The sequence below is a fragment of the Anoxybacillus sp. EFIL genome (assembly GCF_013096955.1).
Taxonomy (GTDB): domain Bacteria; phylum Bacillota; class Bacilli; order Bacillales; family Anoxybacillaceae; genus Anoxybacillus; species Anoxybacillus ayderensis.
Genome location: NZ_SDLH01000010.1, coordinates 1 through 22118 on the forward strand (window position 1 = coordinate 1; position 22118 = coordinate 22118).

General features: G+C 42.2%; 21 protein-coding genes. 2 read left to right on the top strand and 19 right to left on the bottom strand.

Translation table 11 applies throughout. The features are described from left to right. The first annotated feature begins 118 nt into the window (after nt 1–118). The gene (locus ES017_RS12955) at nt 119–598 is read left to right on the top strand and encodes an EAL domain-containing protein (RefSeq protein WP_042534579.1); all 480 of its coding nucleotides are present in this window, start codon (nt 119–121) and stop codon (nt 596–598) included. A 13-nt stretch (nt 599–611) separates the two neighbouring features. Here the strand turns inward: ES017_RS12955 and ES017_RS12960 are convergent, their stop codons facing one another. From ES017_RS12960 to ES017_RS13015, 12 genes are all read right to left on the bottom strand, one after another. After that, nucleotides 612–1406 (bottom strand): ABC transporter ATP-binding protein, encoded by a 795-nt coding sequence (locus ES017_RS12960; RefSeq protein WP_042534581.1) that lies wholly within the window; start codon nt 1404–1406, stop codon nt 612–614. Then, complete coding sequence (locus ES017_RS12965; RefSeq protein WP_021093967.1) at nt 1372–2346, bottom strand: ABC transporter permease; 975 nt, start codon at nt 2344–2346, stop codon at nt 1372–1374. The genes ES017_RS12960 and ES017_RS12965 overlap by 35 nt, the downstream gene beginning before the upstream one ends. 18 nt (nt 2347–2364) lie before the next feature. Continuing rightward, complete coding sequence (locus tag ES017_RS12970; RefSeq protein ID WP_021093966.1) at nt 2365–3345, bottom strand: ABC transporter substrate-binding protein; 981 nt, start codon at nt 3343–3345, stop codon at nt 2365–2367. 253 nt (nt 3346–3598) lie between these two features. After that, on the bottom strand, nt 3599–5149 hold the full coding sequence (locus ES017_RS12975; protein ID WP_021095290.1) for a fatty acid--CoA ligase family protein: 1551 nt from the start codon (nt 5147–5149) through the stop codon (nt 3599–3601). A 135-nt stretch (nt 5150–5284) separates the two neighbouring features. Next, a complete protein-coding gene (locus ES017_RS12980; protein WP_009361978.1) occupies nt 5285–5947 on the bottom strand; it encodes a 3'-5' exonuclease in 663 nt (220 codons plus the stop codon). Nucleotides 5948–5958: 11 nt separating this feature from the next. After that, nucleotides 5959–7794 (bottom strand): DUF294 nucleotidyltransferase-like domain-containing protein, encoded by a 1836-nt coding sequence (locus ES017_RS12985; protein WP_171335197.1) that lies wholly within the window; start codon nt 7792–7794, stop codon nt 5959–5961. A 51-nt stretch (nt 7795–7845) separates the two neighbouring features. Further along, nucleotides 7846–9495: a sodium:solute symporter family protein gene (locus ES017_RS12990; protein WP_171335198.1), complete on the bottom strand. Its 1650-nt coding sequence runs from the start codon at nt 9493–9495 to the stop codon at nt 7846–7848. A 26-nt stretch (nt 9496–9521) separates the two neighbouring features. After that, nucleotides 9522–9824 (bottom strand): DUF4212 domain-containing protein, encoded by a 303-nt coding sequence (locus tag ES017_RS12995; protein WP_003395586.1) that lies wholly within the window; start codon nt 9822–9824, stop codon nt 9522–9524. Continuing rightward, entirely contained in the window at nt 9811–10014 is a 204-nt protein-coding gene (locus ES017_RS13000) for a hypothetical protein (RefSeq protein ID WP_003395588.1), read from the bottom strand. The genes ES017_RS12995 and ES017_RS13000 overlap by 14 nt, the downstream gene beginning before the upstream one ends. A 450-nt stretch (nt 10015–10464) precedes the next feature. Beyond that, complete coding sequence (locus ES017_RS13005; RefSeq protein ID WP_143091185.1) at nt 10465–11133, bottom strand: hypothetical protein; 669 nt, start codon at nt 11131–11133, stop codon at nt 10465–10467. Next, a complete protein-coding gene (locus ES017_RS13010) occupies nt 11124–11435 on the bottom strand; it encodes a hypothetical protein (RefSeq protein WP_091703086.1) in 312 nt (103 codons plus the stop codon). The genes ES017_RS13005 and ES017_RS13010 overlap by 10 nt, the downstream gene beginning before the upstream one ends. Before the next feature lie 186 nt (nt 11436–11621). Further along, nucleotides 11622–12356, bottom strand: a complete 735-nt coding sequence (locus ES017_RS13015) for an MBL fold metallo-hydrolase (protein WP_171335199.1) — start codon at nt 12354–12356, stop codon at nt 11622–11624. 153 nt (nt 12357–12509) lie between these two features. On the opposite strand from ES017_RS13015, the gene yhfH reads away from it, so the two are divergent. Further along, the gene (gene yhfH / locus ES017_RS13020; RefSeq protein WP_021095297.1) at nt 12510–12641 is read left to right on the top strand and encodes a protein YhfH; all 132 of its coding nucleotides are present in this window, start codon (nt 12510–12512) and stop codon (nt 12639–12641) included. 28 nt (nt 12642–12669) lie between these two features. Here the strand turns inward: yhfH and ES017_RS13025 are convergent, their stop codons facing one another. The 7 genes from ES017_RS13025 to ES017_RS13055 all read right to left on the bottom strand — a co-directional run bounded on the left by ES017_RS13025 (nt 12670) and on the right by ES017_RS13055 (nt 22056). Then, on the bottom strand, nt 12670–14379 hold the full coding sequence (locus tag ES017_RS13025; protein WP_171335200.1) for a glycoside hydrolase family 13 protein: 1710 nt from the start codon (nt 14377–14379) through the stop codon (nt 12670–12672). Between the two features lie 18 nt (nt 14380–14397). After that, nucleotides 14398–15225 carry a carbohydrate ABC transporter permease gene (locus ES017_RS13030; protein ID WP_021095299.1) on the bottom strand — a complete coding sequence of 276 codons (828 nt, stop codon included), beginning with the start codon at nt 15223–15225 and terminating at the stop codon, nt 14398–14400. An 11-nt stretch (nt 15226–15236) separates the two neighbouring features. Then, entirely contained in the window at nt 15237–16532 is a 1296-nt protein-coding gene (locus tag ES017_RS13035) for an ABC transporter permease subunit (protein WP_021095300.1), read from the bottom strand. 69 nt (nt 16533–16601) lie between these two features. Further along, nucleotides 16602–17909, bottom strand: coding sequence for an ABC transporter substrate-binding protein (locus ES017_RS13040; protein WP_021095301.1), 1308 nt, complete (start codon nt 17907–17909; stop codon nt 16602–16604). A gap of 36 nt (nt 17910–17945) precedes the next feature. Continuing rightward, nucleotides 17946–18965 carry a LacI family DNA-binding transcriptional regulator gene (locus ES017_RS13045; RefSeq protein ID WP_021095302.1) on the bottom strand — a complete coding sequence of 340 codons (1020 nt, stop codon included), beginning with the start codon at nt 18963–18965 and terminating at the stop codon, nt 17946–17948. 137 nt (nt 18966–19102) lie between these two features. Then, nucleotides 19103–21412 carry a YhgE/Pip family protein gene (locus ES017_RS13050; RefSeq protein WP_021095303.1) on the bottom strand — a complete coding sequence of 770 codons (2310 nt, stop codon included), beginning with the start codon at nt 21410–21412 and terminating at the stop codon, nt 19103–19105. 74 nt (nt 21413–21486) lie between these two features. Continuing rightward, the gene (locus ES017_RS13055; RefSeq protein WP_021095304.1) at nt 21487–22056 is read right to left on the bottom strand and encodes a TetR/AcrR family transcriptional regulator; all 570 of its coding nucleotides are present in this window, start codon (nt 22054–22056) and stop codon (nt 21487–21489) included. Nucleotides 22057–22118: the final 62 nt, after the last annotated feature.

Genomic DNA, 22118 nt, shown 5'->3' on the forward strand with positions numbered 1-22118 from the left:
TGATCATTTGTGATTTTCAGACGTTTCATATCATTTCCGCTCCTTTTGTATAGAAATATTTAGGAGCAGTATAGCCAAGAAAAAAGGTGTTCATACAGAAGTCATCATCTTAAAGTGCATGTATATATTTGAAGATATTCAACATATTTTACAAGAAGAAGGTTGCGACGCCTCTTGTTTTATATTTGAAATTACCGAAACAACAATGATTAAAAATCCCGAACATGTCGTAAAAACGTTAGAACGTTTAAAACAGCTCGGCTTTTCGATTGCCGTAGACGACTTTGGCGTCAGCTACTCGTCGCTTGAATATTTAAATCGCTTCCCGATCGATGAAGTGAAAATCGATCGCTCGTTTATTCAAAACATAATAAACAATGAAAAAAGCAAAGAAATTGTGAGCGCCATTATTTCGCTTGCGCACAAATTACGGCTAACAGTGACTGCCGAAGGAGTCGAAACAGAACAACAAGCGCAGTTTTTAATTGAAAAACAGTGCGAACAATTACAAGGGTTTTATTTTAGCCGCCCGGTCTCGCTTGAACAGCTCCCAAGCACGATCGCATCATTACAAAACATGATAAAATCCCCGATGTAACTCGGGGATTTTTTTATACAAGCACAGCGCGATCGCTGGCAAATTGGCTGCCACGAATACGTTGAAACTCTTGAAGAAGAGAGGCAACAGTTAACTTTTTCTTCTCTTCTCCACTTGCTTCGAAAATAATTTGCCCACCGTCCATCATAATGAGACGATTACCTAATTGAACAGCTTGCTCCATATTGTGCGTCACCATTAACGTCGTCAAGCGATTCGTTTCAACAATTTGTTTCGTTAAATCTGTAATTAACTTCGCGCGCGCAGGGTCTAACGCCGCGGTATGTTCATCGAGAAGGAGCACATGCGGCTTCGTAAACGTCGCCATTAAAAGCGACAACGCTTGCCGCTCCCCGCCAGATAACAAGCCGACTTTCGCATGGAGACGGTTTTCTAATCCGAGCTGAAGCGTGGCGAGCGTTTCTTTAAAAAATTCGCGCCGCTTTTTCGTTACGCCGAAACGAAGCGTTCGCTTGACTGTTCGGTTATAAGCGATCGCTAAATTTTCTTCAATCGTCATATTTGGTGCTGTCCCTGCCATCGGATCTTGAAAGACGCGACCGATATAACGCGCTCGATCGTGTTCACTCATCGTCGTCACATCTTTCCCGTCAATCACCACTTCTCCTGTATCTGGAGCCAGTCTCCCTGAAATAATGTTCATTAACGTCGATTTTCCCGCTCCGTTGCTGCCGATAATCGTTACAAAATCGCCCGGCTGAAGCGAAAGTTCGATATGTTTTAACGCCACTTTTTCATCGAGCGTTCCTTCGTTAAACACTTTCGTAATCTGCTTGAGTTGAAGCAACGGCTGCACCTCGCTTTCTCGCTTTCCGCTGTTTTTCGGCACGCGCCGCTACCATTTGCGGAACGACGAGCGCTAAAATGACAATCATCGCTGTAATGAGCTTCACATCGCCCGTCTCTAAAAATTGGACGCGCAACGCAAGCGTAATGACGATGCGATATACAATGGCTCCGAAAATCACCGCAAGCGTCGCCCGCACAATCGTTTTCGCCCCAAATAACGCTTCACCGATAATGACCGACGCTAAACCGATGACGATCATGCCGATCCCCATGCCGATATCGCTAAAGCCGCTATATTGCGCAATAAGCGCACCTGAAAACGCGACGAGTGCGTTTGACAAGCCGAGACCAATCATCGTTAAACGGTCCGTGTTGCCTGAAAAACTAGCAATCATTTTTTTATTATCCCCGACGGCACGAAGCGCCAAGCCGACTTCCGTTTTTAAAAATACGTCAATGACTACTTTCACTACAGCGACTAAAAACATCCCAAAAACGATAATCGCCCACGTTTTCGGAACGAAAGGAAATATCGTTGCCAACGCTTGATCGAAACGTTGAAACGCTTTTGTGATGATCGTCATGACCGTTTCTTGTTGTAAAAGCGGGACGTTCGGTTTATCCATAATGCGCAAGTTAATCGAATATAAAGCGATCATCATTAAAATCCCTGATAATAACGGATTAATTTTCCCCTTCGTATGCAAAAGGCCTGTCGCACATCCTGCGAAAAAGCCAGCACCAAGCGCCGCAAGCGAAGCAATAAACGGATTGACGCCACCGACGATGAGAACGGAAGCGACTGCCGCTCCCGTCACAAAACTTCCGTCCACCGTCAAATCAGGAAAATCTAAAACGCGAAACGATATATACACCCCAAGCGCCATAAGCGCATATAACAATCCTGCTTCAACTGAGCTAAACAATGCTGTAATCATACGGATCCATCCTTTGTTTTATTCAATAAATTCCGCCATGCTATCCCATTCACTACGCCATTCGACACCCATCTCTTTTGCTGCTTTTTTATTGATGACGAGCTTCAATTTTTGCGGATATTGTACAGGAAGTTCAGACGGCTTTTTCTTCCCTTCTAAAATGTCTGCTGCCATGACGCCTGCTTCATAGCCAATATCGTAGTAGTCAAAACCGTACGCCGCAAAACCGCCACGTTTCACGGAATCTAACTCGCCGACAAAAAGCGGTAAATCTTGATCGTTCGCGACTTGAATGACCGACTCAAGCGCTGAAACGACCGTATTGTCCGTAATGACGTAAAAACAATCGACTTTGCCAACTAACGATTCCGCCGCTTGTTTTACTTCCGCCGATGTCGACACCGAAACAGGTACGATCGTTAAGTCGGTCCCTTCCATCGCTTTTTTCACCGCATCAATTTGCGCCACAGAGTTTTGCTCGCCCGCGTTGTAAATCATGCCGACGCGATTTCCATTCACAAATTGATCAATAAATTGCACCGTTTTCGGAATGGCATCTGGATGTGTATCTGTTGTCCCTGTCACATTTCCACCCGGATTTTCCATCGATTGTACAAGCTTCGCTCCAACCGGATCTGTCACAGACGTAAAGACGATCGGAATATCTTTCGTCGCATTTAATGCACCAAGCGCGCTCGGTGTAGAATTGGCGAAGATTAAATCGACGCCATCCGCAACAAAGTTGTTGGCAATCGTTTGGTTATTGTTCATATCCCCTTGCGCGATTTGCACATCGTATTCGACTTTTAACCCTTTTTCTTCAAGCGCCTTTTTAAATCCGTTAAACGCTGCATCAAGCGACGGATGTTCAACAATTTGCGTCACACCAACTTTATATGTTTTCTCCTCGCTTTTTTCTGTTGTTGTTTTTTCTTCAGCGCATCCTGCTAGCACACTTCCTGCAAGCAACAACGCGCCACACGTCTTTAACCACTTCATTCGTATCCCCCTCACTTTTTCGCTGTTTCGCTTTTATGCGTTAAATTATACAAATATATTTTCTAAATATCAAGTCAATTCTAAAAAAAATAAGAAAAGCGCAAAGCGCCCGCCTATCGGCGAAGAGCGCACAAGCCCCACCGAGGAGGCTGTCGCCGCCGCAGTGTGGGGCGGAGCGACTCGAGCCGATGGCGCTTGGAGCTAGACATGAAACCGAAATTTTATACTTTCTCATCTTGAAAAAAAACGGTGCTCACATCGCACCGCTTTGAGAGATGACTTGTTCTTTTAATGCACGTCTTAAAATTTTTCCTGTCGTATTTTTTGGCAATTCCTCTAAAAATTCAATCGAACTTGGCACTTTATATTTCGCTAAATGCTCGCTACAATAAGCGATTAGCTGTTGTTCTGTCAACTGTTTATTTTTACTTACCACATAACATTTTACCGCCTCTCCAAAATTCGGGTCTGGCACGCCGATGACTGCCGCTTCCACGACATCCGGATGGCTGTAAAGCACTTCTTCCACTTCACGCGGATATACGTTATATCCTCCAACAATAATCATATCTTTTTTTCGATCAACGATGTAAAAATATCTTTCTTCATCCATTTTCGCTAAGTCACCTGTATATAACCAACCGTCTCGAATCGTATGCGCGGTTTCTTCTGGCATTTTATAATATCCTTTCATCACATTCGGACCGCGCACGATCAGTTCTCCGACTTCACCAACAGGCACTTCTTCTCCTAATTCATTGACGATTTTATTTTCAACGTTTATAATGCTCGTCCCGATCGAGCCCGGTTTACGCGGACGATCAAGCGGATTAAAACATGTAACTGGCGAAGCTTCTGACAGTCCGTACCCTTCGGAAACGATAACTTGAAACTTTTTCTCGAAGTTTTTCAATAACGCAACAGGCATCGATGCTCCGCCTGAAATACATAGGCGCATATGCGCAAAATCTTCCGCCTTTCCGTCTGGATATTGATATAAAAAGTTATACATCGTCGGCACACCCGCAAAAACAGTCGCCTTTTGTTCACGTGCCACTTTAAATACTTCCCCTGGGCTAAATTTCGGGAGAATAAGCACCGTTCCACCGTTCATGAGCGGGGCATTGAGCGCCACCGTCAAACAAAAGACATGAAACATCGGCAACGTCGCAATGACGCGATCATCTTCGTTTATTTTTAAGTAATCTGCGACATCTTGGGCGTTGCTGTATAAATTTTTATGCGTCAACATCGCTCCTTTTGGCTTTCCAGTCGTTCCTGATGTATATAAAATGACCGCCACATCATCATCGTGAAGCTCTGGCCCGAAGAACGGCACATCACCTGTCGCTAGCACATTTGTAAACGATTTCATTTTTTCCGGCACGACGATGCCATGTTCTTTCCCTTGCGGTGTTTCACAAATGATGATATGCTCGACATTCGGTAAACGTCCGTCAAGCTTCATAAGCGTCGGCATGACAACATCAAGCGCAATGACAACTTTCACATCGCCGTTTGTTAAAATGTAATGAATTTCATCTGCCGTATAAATGGGATTAATCGGAATCACCGTCGCCCCCGCACGCATCGCACCATATAAACTGACGATAAAATAAGGTGAATTGCCTAACAATAGCGCCACATGATCCCCTTTGTTTACCCCTAGCTTCTCAAGTCCGCTCGCAAATTTCATTATCGCGCCGTTCAGTTCACCGTACGTTGCTGACGTTTGGTCAAACATATACGCCTGCTTATCTGGCTTTTGCGTAGCTATTTGTTGTAACCGTGAAACTAAATTCATTTTCCCCACCCCTTTAGTGAATGAATGATCATTCATTTTAAAATTAAAAAAATTCTAAATGTATTATATTTTAAAATAAAAAAACAGGCAAGCGAGACATATTGAATTAAAAAAACGAGGCTTTGTCGCCCCGTATTAAAAAGATATGGATCGCATTTGGCTATCTGTGGCGCGCAGCAATTCTCCCCACGTTCGATAGCCGCGCATGCGAAATTGTTCCAACAGCTCAACGAATAAATACGCTGTCGTGAGCGCATCGCCAATGGCGGAATGTCGTTCATACATGCGTGTACCGAACGCCTGGGCATATCGCTCTAAATCGCGCATATCATACGACGGTGCAATGAAGCCGATTAAATCGAGCGTATCGATAAACGTCGGTTTGCGAAATTTCATTTTTTCGCGGCGCAATTCGTGTTTCATCACAAACAAATCAAACGAAATGTAATGACCGACAAAGCAGACGCTTTGTTTTTGTTCAACAAATCGAAAAAAATGTTGCAATGCTTCAATTGCCGTCGGCGCATGTTTCACTTTTTCTTCCGTAATGTTTGTCAATTCAACAATAACAGGTGGGATATCGCGATTCGGATTTACATACGTATGAAACGTTTCATCTTCCATCACCGTCGTCCCCTTCACTTGCACCGCGCCGATTTCGATTAACCGATCTGTTGTCGCTACATCAAATCCGGTCGTTTCTGTATCAAATACCGTAAAAATAATATCATCAATCGGCGTCGACAACGGAATATGATCGTTTAACTTGTAGTCAATCGCCTTTCGTAAAAAAAACACCCCGATCCCCCCTAAAAATGAGAAAATAATTGCGCCTGCAGTTGCTTTAACGTTTTTAAACTTAACATGAGTTCATCTTTTTCTCTTGTCGTCATCGTTGTAAACGATAAGACAGACGACGATTGTTTATTCGCTTGATAATGATTCCATTTATGGCGAATGTAAATAGCCAGCACGTTTTCAGCCGCTTTTTGCACATCTTTCGCAAATGCAGGAGACAATACTTGCTTTTCTTTTAGCTTCTCAATTCGCTCAAACGGTGTGCCGGATACAATTCCGTGAATGAGTGATAAAATTTGCACGCTATGATGGTACGGAAATAACACTTCTTTTTTCATATCAATCGTTTTTCGCTCAAGGCCGAAAATGGACCGAATCGGGCGATCAAGTGTCGGAATTTCATTTTGTTTTTCTATCTCAACGAGGCGAAAAAAGAAAATTTTTGCCCGAGTGAGTTGTTCTCGAATTTGTTGTTCGAACGTACGGTGCAAGTCCATATCCCCATATACAAACCGATATGAGAAAAAATTTTGCGCCAACAACAAATTGTCATTTGTCGCATGAATCATCCACTCGCGCAAACGATCTTTCCACGTCTCGAGCGAGCCGCGCCACGCCTTTTCACTCGCCATCATTTTTCCTTTGCATCGTTCATAACCAGCTTTCTCCATAACACGCACAATCGCCTCACCGAGCTTCGCAAAATACGCAGCATGCTCGTCGCTTTCGTACACGAGGAAATGGTCTTGATCCGTCAGTAAAAACTGCTCTCTCCGACCGCTTGAACCCATTTGGTAAAAGGCGAAACGACACGGCGGCTCCCCAACTTCGTTTAGCGCCAACGCCATACAACGCAACACAAGGCGATCATATAGTTTCGTAATCATATTTAAACATTGGGCAATCGGTACTTGGTCGCGCAACATCGTTCCTAACAGTTCATAAATGGCCATTTTCATTTTTGGCAACGTTCGCTCATCAGCATGATCAATTTGTTGAATCGTGCGCATCATACTTTCATTTTTCTTTCTCATTAAATCAGAAAACGTCACTATTCCTTGTACTTTTTCATCGTCAACAACCGGCAAATGCTTCACTCCGCGCTCAATCATCATCGCAAGCGCATCATAGTAGTAAGCGAAGCGCGAAATCGTTGCGACATCTTTTGTCATTACTCGCTCGATGGCAGTATCATAAGGAAGCGAGCAACTAAGCACCCGTTCGACAAGATCTGTTTCAGTAACGATGCCGCATAACTTTTTTTCTTCCGTCACAATAATGGAACTAATATGCGTCTCCGCCATTTTTTTCGCCGCCTCTTGTACCGTTGCGGTGGGCGGTAAAGTGACGACATCGCGAACCATTAAATCTTGTACGGGAACGACAAATGATGTTGAATCGCCAAATTTACGCGCCTGCTTAATTTGTTCAGCAAGCGATACGTACACATCTTTTAAGCGTACACACGCCTGCGCAAGCAAATAGTCATGTACGTTCGGATCATCCCATAAACGCGATAAAACAGAAAACGGTATGATAAGCACTTCGCATCGTTCCGCTGCCCTTACCGCGACAAGTTCTTCTTTTCCCTCCCCTTTTGATACACCTAAAAAATCAGCTAAACTAGAAAAGCCAATGAGCCCTCCTTTTTGCACAACTTCAAGCACTTCATCATATCCTTCGTGCTCGACGTACACTTCCGCCACCCCGTCAAGCAACAAAACAAGCCCTTTACGCCGCTCATTTTTTCCTAAAATCGCATCGTCTTTTTCAAACGTTTTTCGCTCACATATAGCAATGAGCCGATCGATCTCTTCTTTTGGCAAACCGCTAAATAGTGGATGCACTTTTTCCCCTCCCTCATAAAAACGGCATCTGTATACACAGATGCCTTTACATTATCTCATCCACACTTGGCCGTCTTTATATGTCATTTGCTCTGGATAACGAAGGTCATACACTTCTTCTTGTACAGCTTGCGAAGGTTCTTTCGTCATTAACGATACGACGACATTTGCCGCAAGTGCGGCTGCAGCACCAAACACCCCTGCACCTGTATCAACAATGCCTGCAATCGAAAATCCACCGTATTTCGCCGCTAAAATGTAGCCTAACGAAACGATTAAACCAACGAGCATACCCGCGATCGCACCTGCAGAGTTTGAACGTTTCCACCATACGCCAAGCACAAGGGCAGGGAAGAACGTACTTGCCGCAATTGCAAACGCCCACGCGACAATTTGCGTAATCACGCCCGGAGGATTTAAAGCGACTAACCCAGCTAACACCGTCGCTGCCGCAATCGAAATGCGTGCAACAAGCAAGCGATTTTGTTCCGATGCGTTCGGACGCAAAATACGATAATAAATGTCGTGTGCAAATGACGATGAAATAGCAATCATTAAACCTCCCGCTGTCGACAACGCCGCTGCCATCGCACCAGCTGCGACTAAGCCAATGACAAACATGCCGAGGTTTGCGATCTCTGGAGTTGCCATAACGACGATGTCATTGCTAATGACCATCTCTTGCCATTGTAAAATGCCGTCACCATTCGCATCGGCAATTTGTAGCTTCCCTGTGTTAATCCATTTTTCTGTCCATGCCGGCAACTCGGTAATTTTTTGTCCAACGACGTTTTTAATGAGGATGAAGCGCGAAAATGCTGCATACGCCGGTGCTGATAAGTAGAGTAAGCCGATAAATAAAAGCGCCCAAGCGCCTGACCAACGCGCCGCTTTCATCGTTGATACCGTATAAAAACGAACGATAACGTGCGGAAGTCCCGCTGTTCCAGCCATTAATGTAAACATAAGGGCGAGGAACTGCCATTTGCTACCTTTCAGAAATGGATCCGTATATTGTGAAATGCCTAACTGTTGATCAAGCTGTTGAAACTCACCGACAATTTTCCCGTAAGAAAGCCAAGGAATTGGATTCCCTGTCAACTGTAGCGACATAAAGACAACTGGAATTAAATACGCGATAATTAAGATGATGTATTGGGCTACTTGTGTCCATGTAATTCCTTTCATTCCGCCAAACGCCGCATAAAACGCAATTAGCACAACCCCAATCATCGTGCCGACTTTCGCATCAACTTCGAGCAAACGCCCGATAACAACCCCTGAACCTGAAAGCTGACCGATGGAATAAACGAACGAAATAATGATCGTACAAATGGCTGCAATGAGACGCGCGGAATGGCTCTCGTAACGGTCACCAATAAATTCTGGCACCGTATAGCGACCGTATTTGCGAAGCTGTGGAGCAAGCAAAAACGTCAGAAGCAAATAGCCGCCCGTCCATCCCATAATGTATGCAAGACCATCGTACCCTAGCAACATGATCGTACCAGCCATACCGATAAATGACGCAGCACTCATCCAGTCCGCCGCGATCGCCATACCGTTTGAAAACGGAGAAATACCGCGTCCTGCTACGTAGAAATCAGATGTTTCTTTCGCTTTATTGTAAATGGCAATCCCAATATATAACGCAAATGAAGCGATAATGATAGATAAAGACACGAGAAATTGTGTATCCATCGTGCTCCCCCTTCCCCTTTGTTCTCTTAATGATCAAGTGTTTTCCCTGCGCTTAGTTGCTCGTTTCTCTCTTCGCTAATGCCGTACTTTTTGTCAATACTGTCGCTTACTTTTGCATTAATAAACAACAAGACGATAAACGTCACTACAGCCCCTTGTGCCCCCATGAAATAATGAAACGGGAATCCGTTAAACGTCATGTTTTTAAACGATTCCGCAAACATGACAACGCCAAACGAGACAATAAACCAAATAATTAAGAAAATGACAATTAACCGAACGCGCTCACGGAAGTATGAGTCGGCAATTTTTTTATCAATTTGTCTCAAACAAACACACCCCCAAGTTAAAAATAAATTTGACCGTTTCGAAAAATGGTGCTGGGAACGTTATGACTTCAAATAAAAAGTAAGCGAAGACTGACAAAAATGGAATGAGTAAAAAGAAAGGCTTTTGTTTACGAAAAGCAACGTACAAACTCGCAACTGTAATGGCTAAGATGAGGTAAAATGCAATCAAACAAATCCCCCCTATGTTGTAAGCGTTATCATTTTCTTTTAGCCTCCACCTCCTAGTATGTACTGCTAAATTTCAAGAAAATTCTAACACAATCATATTATCTCCACTTTTCATTTCATCGTCAAGCATCTGTTCAAAAAATTTTCAAATTTTTTATTCTGTATTATAACAAATGAAAAAGGCTAATCCAAAACCGTAACCATGTTTTGAGATTAGCCCCATCATCTCCATTTACTTTATAAAAGGAAATTTAATATCAAAAAAATATAAAATAACGAGTATAGTAGTCAAAACGAGCGTTTGAATGCTGTCACGTTTAAGTAAAACGCGATGCGAAGGTTTGCATTCTCGTTTTGATGTCCACCGATGAGTAACATAGGAAGAAAACAAAAACCAACAAAAAATAACTATATAGCTAATTATTCCGTATTGCCACCATGTCATTTGAAATCACCTAAATCCCAATTGTTTATTGGAATAAATTAAGTTAGAAACTCTATATGTTACTTCTCCTAAAAAACTATTATTAATTAAGAGCCTAGTTCTCCAATACCCTGTCCTCATCGTCGAAGAATCGACGGTCAGCTTAGGGTTCAGTTTAATCTCTCCATTGTATTTTGAAGGATCAATCCACTTATCAGTTACGTAATATGTTTCTTGTGGATCGATCCATTCGAGTGTTACAATAAGCGGATGATTCATCTTGACTTTACAAACCCTTAGTACCAAGCTTAAACATATAAAAGAATCTGTTAAATAAAAGACTGCAGACCTAGCTTCTTCATCCCAAAAACGATATGTTGAAAAATCAATGATATCTATATGCTCCTGTATATCTGTATCGTTTCTACGGGAGACATATTTGTGAAATACAGAATATATCATTCCCTTTTCTTCGTACACATTCGGATTCAAAGGATCCAAGAAGTAGTTATTCCCCTTTAAACTGAAAAAATACTTGTTACCTTCTTCAAAATAACATTTTGTCTCCCATAAGCGCATTTCACAATTATATTCAAAAGGAAATTGAACAATTCCACCGTTAACAGCTTTATTTAAATTCAATCCTTTTGCACACTCAGATAAATTTAAATACATGTGACTTAAAATTACCACCATCCCCTTTCCTGTCCAAGTCTAAACCCAAAATTAACTCCCACTCCAATCGCCGCCCCAACAACAGTACCTTTTGTAGCTGCAGTAACTACTGCTTTCCCTACACTTTGCACCGATTTATTTAGTGAAACACCAGTAACTTTACTGATATGAGCCATCTTTTTATTGTTATTAATAGTGTCTATCGCCGCATTGGCACCGTCCCGTGCTCCTCCTAAAGCCGCCGCTCCAATCGTGACAGGCCAAATTTGATCTTTAACTGTCTGTTTCGCAGCAGATTTTATATCTGACCACCAACTCGACATCCAAATCCCTCCCTGAAAACTTACTAATCTTGAATGATTAATAATATTTCACTTTTATTGTGTAATAATCTTGAATTAATGTTAAAAAAAAAAAAAAAACGTCAATATTTTTTACAATAAAATTTATATAAATTAAAAAAACTCTATAAAAAATCTCCTTAAAACATTAATAAGGGCAGCGATTCGCTACCCCTCCCACGTCCATCTTGTTGTTGCTAGTTGGACATCGCCATGGAAAATCGTTTTTGCTTCGTCGACAAGTTGTTCAACGTTACCGAAATGAGGTAAGTGCGTTAGTAGTAATGTTTTAACGCCAGCGTCGCGCGCGATCGTTGCCGCTTCCTCGCTCGTCATATGCCCTGCTTGTTTCGCATGTTGTCCTGCGTAAAAGTTGCATTCACAAATCAGTAAGTCTGCATGTTTTGCAAAAGGAACAAACTCAGGCAAATAGCTAGAATCTGCTGTGTATACGACCGTCTTTTCTCCTGCGCAAATGCGCATCGCATAACAAACAGCTGGATGTTCTGTCGGCATAAACGTAATCGTAAATGGACCGATATGAAGCATATCGTTCGGATCGTACGCCACCGCTTTCGTCACTCCTTTATGAGCAAGGCGTGCGAATCCATCCCGATCAAACGAATGTCCATAAATAGGAAGCTCAGGCAAATGTGCGCCTAAATTTTTCTTAATGAGTCGCGCGTATTGAAGCGGGCCGATATCTGCCACGTGATCGTGATGATAATGCGATATGATAACCGCATCAATTTGTTCAATATCAATGACATTTTGCAGTTGGGCTAACGCTCCGCTTCCACAGTCCACTAATAAACGAAAACCGTCGTGTTCAAATAAGTAACATGACGTCGCCTCATTCTTTTTTGGAAACGCTCCCCAATAACCGATAACCGTCACTTTCATATGTATTCACCTTCCTCGCAAAAATGTGTACAACTAAACGATACCAAATTTCTGAACAAATTTCACATACGTAAATGTTATAAAACAACTATTGACAAATATATATCTGTTATAATACAATAAAATCAACAAAAGCGAAGGGGATGGGGAGTTATGTTAGAAAAAATGTCTGAATTTTATAAAAAGTTGCCACCAAAAACATGTTGCGAGTGCGGCAAAGAAATGGAAGAGCAACATGAATGTTACGGCAATGTTTGCGTTCAATGCTTAAACGTTTCTTGTTAAAGTAAAAAGCAGCCCGTGTGGCTGCTTTTTACTTTAATTTATAAACGCGTGCTTCATACGGTTTTAGTACGATCGTGTCAATCGATTCGTTTTCATCAACCGCATAGTTGCTAATGAGCAGTTGTTTTTCCGTAAACGTGATGTGTGACGGCAGCGTAAATGTTGGCTGCTCGCTACTAAAGTTTGTGATGACAAGCAGCTGCTCATCGTTCAACTTGCGCACGTATGCGTAAATTTGTTCATCATCTTCAAGCAACAGTTCATATGATCCGTACACGATAATTGGATGCTCTTTTCGGAGACGAATGAGCTTTTTGTAGTAGTGGAAGATGGAATTTTCATCTTTTAATGCTTGCTCGACGTTAATATCGCGATAGTTTGGATTGACGTCAATCCACGGCGTCCCCGTCGTAAATCCTGCATGTTCTGTCGCATCCCATTGCATCGGTGTGCGCGCATTATCGCGACCGCGGTAATGAATCGCTTTTAAAATTTTTTCTGCGTCTTCCCCTTTATTGACAACAACATCGTTCCATAAATTAATCGTTTCAACGTCGCGATAATATTCAATCGACGGGAAAGCGACGTTCGTCATCCCGATTTCTTGCCCTTGATAAATGTATGGCGTTCCTTGCATCATATGCAACCATGTCGCCAACATTTTTGCACTTTCTACCCGATACGTTTGATCATCGCCAAAACGCGAAACAGAGCGTGGCTGGTCATGGTTTTCTAAATAGAGTGAGTTCCACCCTTTTCCGTGAAGTTCCACTTGCCACTTGCTCATAATTTTTTTCAAATCTGTTAATTTCCACGGTTGAATGTCCCACTTGCCAAGATGGCTACCCGGTTTCGAATCGACGTCCATATGCTCAAATTGAAACAACATATTCATTACGCCATCTTGCTCGTTCGTAAACCGAATGGCATCGTCTGTCGTCACCATCGGCGTTTCTCCGACCGTCATAATGTCATATTTACTTAACACTTTCTCTTTCATTTCACGCAAATAGTCCATTAACTTCGGTCCGTTCACAAAATATTGTCCGCCCCATTGATAACGATCATTGGCATTCGTCATCGGAGCATCCGGCAATCCTTCCACTTTTGATAATAAGTTAATGACGTCCATCCGAAATCCGTCAATGCCACGATCTAACCACCATGTCATCATGTTGAAAATTTCTTCGCGCACCTTTTCATTTTCCCAGTTTAAATCTGGTTGCTTTTTCGAAAATAAATGCAAATAATATTCCCCTGTTGCTTCATCGTACTGCCATGCCGAGCCGCTAAAAAACGATTGCCAGTTGTTCGGCTCTTTCCCATCTTTCCCCGGACGCCAAATGTAATAGTCGCGATACGGATTATCTTTCGACTTGCGTGATTCAACAAACCAATAATGTTCATCGGACGTATGGTTGACGACTAAGTCCATCACTAATTTCATCCCGCGTGCATGCATTTCGCGCAGCAGTTCGTCCCAGTCAGCGAGCGTGCCAAATTCGTCCATAATGTCTTGATAGTCGCTAATGTCATAGCCGTTATCATCGTTTGGCGACTGATAAACAGGTGACAACCAAACGACATCGACACCGAGCTCTTGTAAATAATCTAGCTTTTCAATAATCCCGCGCAAATCACCGATCCCATCCCCGTTTGAATCTTTAAAACTGCGCGGATAAATTTGATACACGACCGCTTCTTTCCACCATTGTTTCGTTTTTGGAATCGATTCCATTTCCTTTTCCCCTCTCCATTATTCTTTCACTGAACCAGACGTTAAACCTGAAACAATACGACGTTGGAATAATAATACCATAATGACGAGCGGAATCGTTACAATAACTGTCGCTGCTGAAATTTCGCCCCAAGGAATTGTATATTGCCCTTGAAACATCGCGATACCGACTGGCACCGTTTTATAGTCTTCTGCTGTGTTAATCGTTAACGCAAATAAAAATTCATTCCACGCCGCAATAAAAACGAGAATCGACGTTGTAAAAATGCCTGGTACAGCGAGCGGCAAAATCACTTTAAAATACGTTTGTAGCGGTGTTGCCCCGTCCATTTTCGCTGCTTCTTCTAAATCAAACGGAATTTTACGGAAAAACGTCACTAATAGCCAAATGGAAAGCGGCAACGCAAACGTCGTGTACGGAATAATTAATCCTAAATAACTATTCGTCAACTCAAACTTTTTCACAAACATGTAAATCGGCGAAATGGTCGCAATTTGCGGGAACATCGATACCGATAACACGATACCTAAAATGATCGACTTCCCTTTAAAATCTAGGCGCGCAATCGCATACGCGGCAAACGCAGCGACAAAGACGGTGTATACAGTCGTAATCGTCGCAATGACTGTGCTGTTCCATAAATATTTTACAAACGGATAATTGACGAAAACAGAGACGTAACTTTTTAACGTCGGATGGCTCGTAAACCAGTTAAACGCTTCTTCACCAAACAATTCGCTTAACGGCTTAATCGAACTTAATAAAATCCATAAAAATGGAAACATGACTAAAAAAACGAAAACAAATAAAAACACATAAAACAATGGACCGGCTTTCTTTTGCATCGTTGCACCTCCTATTTTCGATCAGAAATGAGGTCAGCACCTAAAAATTTAATGTAAATCGTCGAAATGATCGCTACGCAAATGAACACGATCACCGCTAACGCTGAACCGCCACCGAAGTTTGTTTGCGAGAACATCACTTTATACGCTAAAATCGAAATCGTTTCTGTCGAGTTCGCTGGTCCGCCACCTGTTAATACGAAAATTAAGTCAAATACACGGAACGCATCAAGCGTACGGAACAAAAGCGCAACGAGAATGCTTGATTTCAAAAGCGGTAACGTAATTTTGACAAACTGTTGCCACTTTGTCGCTCCGTCAATCGATGCTGCTTCGTATAAGGAGCTCGGAATCGTTTGCAATCCGGCAAGCAGCAATAATGCCATGTACGGTGTTGTTTTCCATACGTCAGAAAAAATGACGGCAAACATCGCTCCCGCACCTGTCGTTAATAGTTCACTCATATTATTGATGATGCCGATATCCGCAAAATATTTTGCGACAATCCCATTTTGTCCGTCATATAAAAACTTCCACATTAATGCAGACACCGCTGTCGGAATCGCCCACGGAATTAAAATCGTTGCCCGGACAAGTCCGCGGCCGAAAAACGCTTTATTAATAAGCAACGCAATCGCTAAACCGAGCACTAATTCAATCGAAACAGAAATGACGGTAAATACCGTTGTATTCCAAAGCGCTTTCCATAAACGAGCATCGCTTAAATAGTTTTTATAATGAGCGAGACCGACAAAGTTCGGTTCAATGACCGCTCCGCTTAGCCCGTTTGCAAGCCCTGTCAATTTGTCCCCTTGCTTCAATTGTCCGTTTTCGTTTAACGTTTTTAACGTTTGTTTCGTTTCGTTAATCGTTTTTGTTAAATGTTGTGCCGCTTGTTCATCAATAGAAACGATTTTTATGTCTTCGCTTGGCACTTCAAAATTGTTTAAAATTTCATCTATTTGCTCATATCGTTTCGCTACTTCTTCATCCGCCCGAATTTCTTCATCTACTTTTTGCAGTTTTTGTTGTATTGATGTTAACTGCTCTTTTTCATCACCCGTCGCTTGCGTTATTTCTTGTTTTAATGCGCTCATTAAAAACGGATAACTTTCTAAATATCGTTCTAAGTTTAAACTGTAATCAAGATGGAGAGAAGATTTCGCTGGGTTGTTCAGACGATAGTCAAATAAGCTGAAATAAAACGACTGAATAACCGGCCAAATGGCGACAGCTAAAATAAGCAAAAGCGATGGAGCGACAAGAATATACGCTAAACGGCGCTCCGATTTTTTTTCGTTTTTCACTCGTTGTTCCCCCTTTATGCAAAGGATTTAGCCTTCAGCGCTCATATGAGGCTGAAGGCTAACGTGTAACTACTGCATCACTGCTTTAATTTCTTTTTCCATATTCGCAACAGCTTCTTCTACTGTAATTTGTCCTGCAATTGCTTTTGATACGTTAATTTGAATAATTTCAGATACTTCTGGATAGTTTGGTACAACTGGACGCGGTACCGCTGCATTTAATCCGTTAACAAATCCTTCTTCTGCAAAGAATGGGTTCGCTTTTAACACTTCTTCGTCTTTAAATAGTTCTGGAAGCGTTGGCGCTAAACCGCCGTAAATCGCAGAAATTTTTTGACCTTCTGGACCAGTCATAAACTTCACAAATTCCCAAGCTGCTTCTTTATTTTTTGAATATGCGTTAATCGCTGTCATCCATCCACCTAATGCAGCAGCTGAACCTTTATCACCAGCAGGTAGTGGCGCAACGCCAACTTTATCAACGATTTTTGATTGCTCTGGATCGTTTGCTAATGCGTATTGGTATGGCCAGTTGCGAATAAATGGCGATTGACCTTCAATAAACGCTGTATGAGATTCTGGTTCTGTAAATGTTGTAATGTTGCTTGGCACAACGTCAGACGTTGCAATTTCAACCATTTTCTTTAACCCTTTAATTGTTTCAGGGCTGTTGACGACAACGTTGTTGTTTTCATCGACGATTTTTCCACCGTATGCCGCAATAAATTCAATCGCGTTACATACTAATCCTTCGTATTGTTTCGCTTGCATTAAGTATCCGAATTGTGTGCCGCCTTGTCCTTTAAACTCGCGAGCAGCTGCTAACAATTCATCCCATGTTTTTGGCACTTTATCTTCTGGTACAATGTCTTTACGATAAAATAATAGTCCTGTGTCAATAAATTTTGGCATCGCCCATTGTTTTCCGTCAAAGTTTCCAGCTGCAAGTGCACCTTGGTTGTATGCACTTAAATCAATGCCGTCTTTTTCGATGAAACGATCGAGTGGAAGAACATATCCAGCTTGCGCAAACTCCGCTGGCCAAATAACGTCTAAGTCCATGACGTCAATTTCCGATGATTTCGCGTTTAACATCGTAACGTACGCATCGTGCTGTGCTCCTGTGTCGGAAGGCATTTCACGAAATTCGACGTCAATGTTTGGATATTTTGCTTCAAACGCTTTTACGATTTCTTCTGTCGCTTTTGTCGCATCTTTCCCGCGAGCATACACAATTTTTACAACTTCTTCAGATTTTTTTGCATCGTCTTTTTTATCCGTTGTTTCCTTCTTGTCTGTGTCTTGACCGCCAGAACAAGCAGTTAAGCCGAGTGTAAGCGCTAACAATGCAGAAGAAAATTTCGTTGCTTTCTTCATGAAAAAATCCCCCTTATTTTTAAAATAAAATGTATGTCAAGCTTCACTTTGGTGAAGCTCGCTACCAACTGTCGATGCGCGAACAATCAGTTGAAGTGGAAATTCGTAAATTTCTTGCACATCATATTTTTTTGTTTGAATTTTTTCTATCATCACATCAACCGCTTTTTGTGCCATTTGTTTCACAGGTTGATGCACCGTTGTAATTGTCGGATTCGTTAACTCCGTAATCGCTTGATTATCAAAGCCAACGACCGCTAAATGTTCAGGGATGCGATAGCCGCACGCCAACGCTTCAGATATAATGCCAGCCGCCACTTCATCGCTTCCGGTAAATACGGCAGTCGGACGATTGGAAAGCGCCATCATTTGTCGGAATACACGCTTTCCGTCCGCAATGTGAAACGCATCGCGAAAAGCGTATCGTTCATCAAACGTAAGCTTATATTCCGCTAACGCTTTTTTAAAGCCAATCTCACGCGATTTGGCTACATTGCTTCGATAGCCACCGGAACAATACGCAATTTTCGTATGGCCTTGTTCAAGCAAATGTTTCGTCGCTATGTATCCCCCGTACACTTGATCGAGCCGAACGGTTGGAACGTTTGCACAATCGTCAAACTCGTTGCAAAGAACGATCGGTCCATACTGTAAAAAAGGCTTCAACTGTTTCCACTCATTTTGGATAGAAGCTAAAATGACTCCGTCTACTTGCTTTGTTTTTAATAAATTCATATAGTTTAATTCTTTTTCCGGCGAGTAGCGCGTTTGACAAATAATGAGCTGATAGCCATGCTCCGCTGCTGCTATTTCTGTCGCTTCTACGAGCTCACTAAAAAATGGGTTTGTAATACGAGGAATAAATAATGCTAAAATGCTCGTTTTTTGATTCCGCAAACTTCTCGCCGAAGAATTAGGCACATATCCTAGCTTCTCCATCGCTTCAAGCACGAGCTTTCGTTTCTCTTCTGACACGTACGGGTGATTGTTTATGACGCGCGAAATGGTCGTCCGTGAAAGCCCCGTTAGCTTGGCGACATCTTCAATCGTCGCCATCCTCCCATTCCCCCTTATTTCAATCGAAAAGAAACGAATGAAATCGTTTTCATGTTTATATTATACTCACATCATCTTGTATATGCAAGTTAATTTTTTTAAAATTTTTTTCATTACAAAAAAACTTCTGAAGCGTCTTACGCCTCAGAAGCTTGTTCAACAATCGTTGTAAACTGTCGACGATGTTGAATTGTAAAATACGTCATTGTTCCAGCCATCATGACGACGATAAACATAAGCAGTTTACCGACGTTTTCCCACATAAATGAGAAATCACCGCTTGAAATGACAGCTTTTAATCCGAAAACAGAATATGTCATTGGCAACCATGCATTAAATAGTTGCAACGAACGTGGAATTAACTCAAGCGGGAACGTTCCAGCGCTTGTCGTTAATTGTAAAATTAATACAACAATCCCGATAAATCGTCCAGGATCCCCAAAAACTGTAACGAGAAATTGAATGACCGATAAAAAGGCAATGCTTGTCACAATGCTAAAGATGATAAATAACGGAACGCTTTTCACTTGTAAATCGAGCCCGAACAGCAATACGCTATCAGCAAGGAGCGCTTGTAAAATACCTACGCCGATGAGTACGCCAAATTTTGCAAAAAACCAACTAAATGGTGAGCGCGGTGCTGCAGCTGGCTCGCGAAGTGGAAAGACGATTGAAAGTAAAAGAGCGCCAACAAACAATCCTAATGATAAGAAATATGGCGTAAATCCCGTTCCGTAGTTTGGCACTTTATTCATTTTTTCATTTTTTACTTTCACCGGTTCAGCAAACATGTTGTATACATCTTCATTTGCCTTCACATCGCTTGCTTTCTCCGCACCTTCTTTTAATTTACTTGCTAGTTCTTCTGAACCGTCTGTTAATTGATTCATACCATCTTGCAATTTTCCTGTCCCGGTTGTTAACTCATTCATCCCATCGGCCAATTGTTGCGAACCGTCAGCCAATCGATGCGCACCATCTTGAAGTTGATCGGCACCGTCCGCAAGAACTTGCAATCCAGAAGCGAGCGTTTTGCCACCGTGAGCGAGCTTCGCTGTTCCTTGCTCCGCTTCTTTCATTTTTTCATGTAACGTAGTCATGCCTACAACAAGCTTTTCTTGACCGCTCGCAAGCGCATTCGCACCATCTGCCAACTGTTGTTGTCCCGCAAGCAGTTGATTCACGCCACCTTCGAGAGCGATATGCCCTTCATGCAACTGCTTTGCTCCATGACTTAACGATGTTGCTCCTGCTTGCAACGCCTTGGCGCCATCGTTTAACTGTGCCACTCCGTTTTCCACTTGCTTGCTTCCTAACGACAATTGCACAACGTTTTGTTTTAGTTGCTCATATACTGCTTTTTGCGCTGGATCTGACGTTTGCGCAATGAGGGCATCAAGTTGAACAGCTAACTTCTCTAACCCTCCTGCCACTTGAGTAGCACCTGTTTGAACTTGCGTAGCTCCTTGTTGCCACCCGGAAAGCGATGTCGCTAATTTTTCTGCTCCCCCGCTTAATTGCTCCGAACCTTGCAACAGCTGCGGCATACGTTCATCAAGTGCTTTCACTCCTTCAAGCACACGATTGGCCCCAGAAGCAAGCTTTGCCGTCCCTTCTTTTGCTTGTTGCGCTCCAACAACTAGCTGTCCTTGCCCATCAACCATGCGCTTCATTCCGTCATGAAGCGTTTGAACACCTGTTTCCACTTGCATCGAACCGTCAGCTGCTTGATGCAATCCGTCGGTAAATGCGATCGATTTCTCCGCAAGTGTCGCTAAATGGCGATACAATTCATTTGAACCATCTTGCGCTTGTTTCATGCCATCGTACAGTTTATTCGTTCCTTCGCTTGCATCAACGAGTCCATCATGCAACTTTTCTGCTCCATCGCTCGCTTTTGTTAGTCCATCTGCCAACGTTTTTACTTTGTCAAACATGTTTTCTGCGTACGTTTCAGTTAATGTTTTTGCGACTTCCGTTTTTATTTTTTCAACCGCCGTTGCGCCAATTTGGGCAGATAAAAAGTTAAATCCTTCATTTGGTTTGTAAATGAGTTGCAGTTTTTTCGGATGATCGTCTTGTAACGTTGTGGCATGTTGTGAAAAATGTTCAGGAATTTCAATGAGCATATAATATCGTTGTTCTTTTAACCCTTTTTCTCCTTCTTGTTCACTTACAAAATGCCAATCAAACTTCTTCTTTTCTCTCAACTTGTCAACAAGATCGTCACCAATACGAAGCTCTTCTCCTTCAAACGTTGTTCCTTTGTCTTTGTTTACAACGGCGACAGGTAAATCATCTAAATGATCGTACGGATCCCAAAACGCCCATAAAAACATGCCGCTATATAAAAGCGGAATAAACAACACAGCGATAATCGGAATGAGCACTTTCCGATTGGACGTGACCGCTTTTATTTCTTTCATCAACAATTGAAATGTATGCATATGCTCAACCCCCTTTTTTAAAATATTGACCAATTTGTTCATTTAGTCATTTCTTACAAAAAAGAGAAGGATCATCACCGAGATAATCCTTTTAACAAATACAAATGAAACAGTTCGGCAATTTTTTGTTGTGATAACGGCTCGTGCTCCTTCTCCCAATCAACGTTTAAAGCGATATACATTTTAAACATTAAAAACGCCGTTAACTCCGCATCGCACGAACGAATTTCCCCTTTTGTCATCGCCTCTTCAATCTTTTCACGAACGTAAGCGATCATTTCACGATCAAGCCGCTTCATGACGTCTCGTACAGCTGGCGTGCCAATATCACGAACTTCTTGTAAAAGTTTTATCGTCAGCTCATGCTCTTTGCGAAACGTAAAAATACGTTGCAAAGCGCGTTGTACGTTTTCGTTAAACGATAAGCGCTGATCAATCGCTACATCTGCTTCACGCTTAATTTCAGAAATGATGGAAGAGACGATTTCTTCAAGTAGCTCTTCTTTACTTTTGAAAAACGTATAAATCGTTCCTTTCCCAACGTTCGCCATTTTCGCTACTTGATCCATCGTTGTCGCCTTATAACCGAACAGCGAAAACGACTTCGCTGCCGCTTCAATAATTTGTTTTCTTTTTTCTGACATAGGCGTTCATCCTTTATTTTGACTAAATGAACATTTTGGTCATTTCGTTTTAAATCATAACA

Bases quoted from the DNA above. Each gene is read 5' to 3' on its own strand.
- ES017_RS13050 (WP_021095303.1), bottom strand. From the start codon at position 21,412: ATGCATACATTTCAATTGTTGATGAAAGAAATAAAAGCGGTCACGTCC.
- ES017_RS13010 (WP_091703086.1), bottom strand. From the start codon at position 11,435: ATGTCGAGTTGGTGGTCAGATATAAAATCTGCTGCGAAACAGACAGTT.
- yhfH (WP_021095297.1), top strand. From the start codon at position 12,510: ATGTTAGAAAAAATGTCTGAATTTTATAAAAAGTTGCCACCAAAAACA.
- ES017_RS13005 (WP_143091185.1), bottom strand. From the start codon at position 11,133: ATGGTGGTAATTTTAAGTCACATGTATTTAAATTTATCTGAGTGTGCA.
- ES017_RS12975 (WP_021095290.1), bottom strand. From the start codon at position 5,149: ATGAATTTAGTTTCACGGTTACAACAAATAGCTACGCAAAAGCCAGAT.
- ES017_RS12990 (WP_171335198.1), bottom strand. From the start codon at position 9,495: ATGGATACACAATTTCTCGTGTCTTTATCTATCATTATCGCTTCATTT.
- ES017_RS12970 (WP_021093966.1), bottom strand. From the start codon at position 3,345: ATGAAGTGGTTAAAGACGTGTGGCGCGTTGTTGCTTGCAGGAAGTGTG.
- ES017_RS13025 (WP_171335200.1), bottom strand. From the start codon at position 14,379: ATGGAATCGATTCCAAAAACGAAACAATGGTGGAAAGAAGCGGTCGTG.
- ES017_RS13015 (WP_171335199.1), bottom strand. From the start codon at position 12,356: ATGAAAGTGACGGTTATCGGTTATTGGGGAGCGTTTCCAAAAAAGAAT.
- ES017_RS13055 (WP_021095304.1), bottom strand. From the start codon at position 22,056: ATGTCAGAAAAAAGAAAACAAATTATTGAAGCGGCAGCGAAGTCGTTT.
- ES017_RS12965 (WP_021093967.1), bottom strand. From the start codon at position 2,346: ATGATTACAGCATTGTTTAGCTCAGTTGAAGCAGGATTGTTATATGCG.
- ES017_RS13045 (WP_021095302.1), bottom strand. From the start codon at position 18,965: ATGGCGACGATTGAAGATGTCGCCAAGCTAACGGGGCTTTCACGGACG.
- ES017_RS12955 (WP_042534579.1), top strand. From the start codon at position 119: ATGTATATATTTGAAGATATTCAACATATTTTACAAGAAGAAGGTTGC.
- ES017_RS13040 (WP_021095301.1), bottom strand. From the start codon at position 17,909: ATGAAGAAAGCAACGAAATTTTCTTCTGCATTGTTAGCGCTTACACTC.
- ES017_RS13030 (WP_021095299.1), bottom strand. From the start codon at position 15,225: ATGCAAAAGAAAGCCGGTCCATTGTTTTATGTGTTTTTATTTGTTTTC.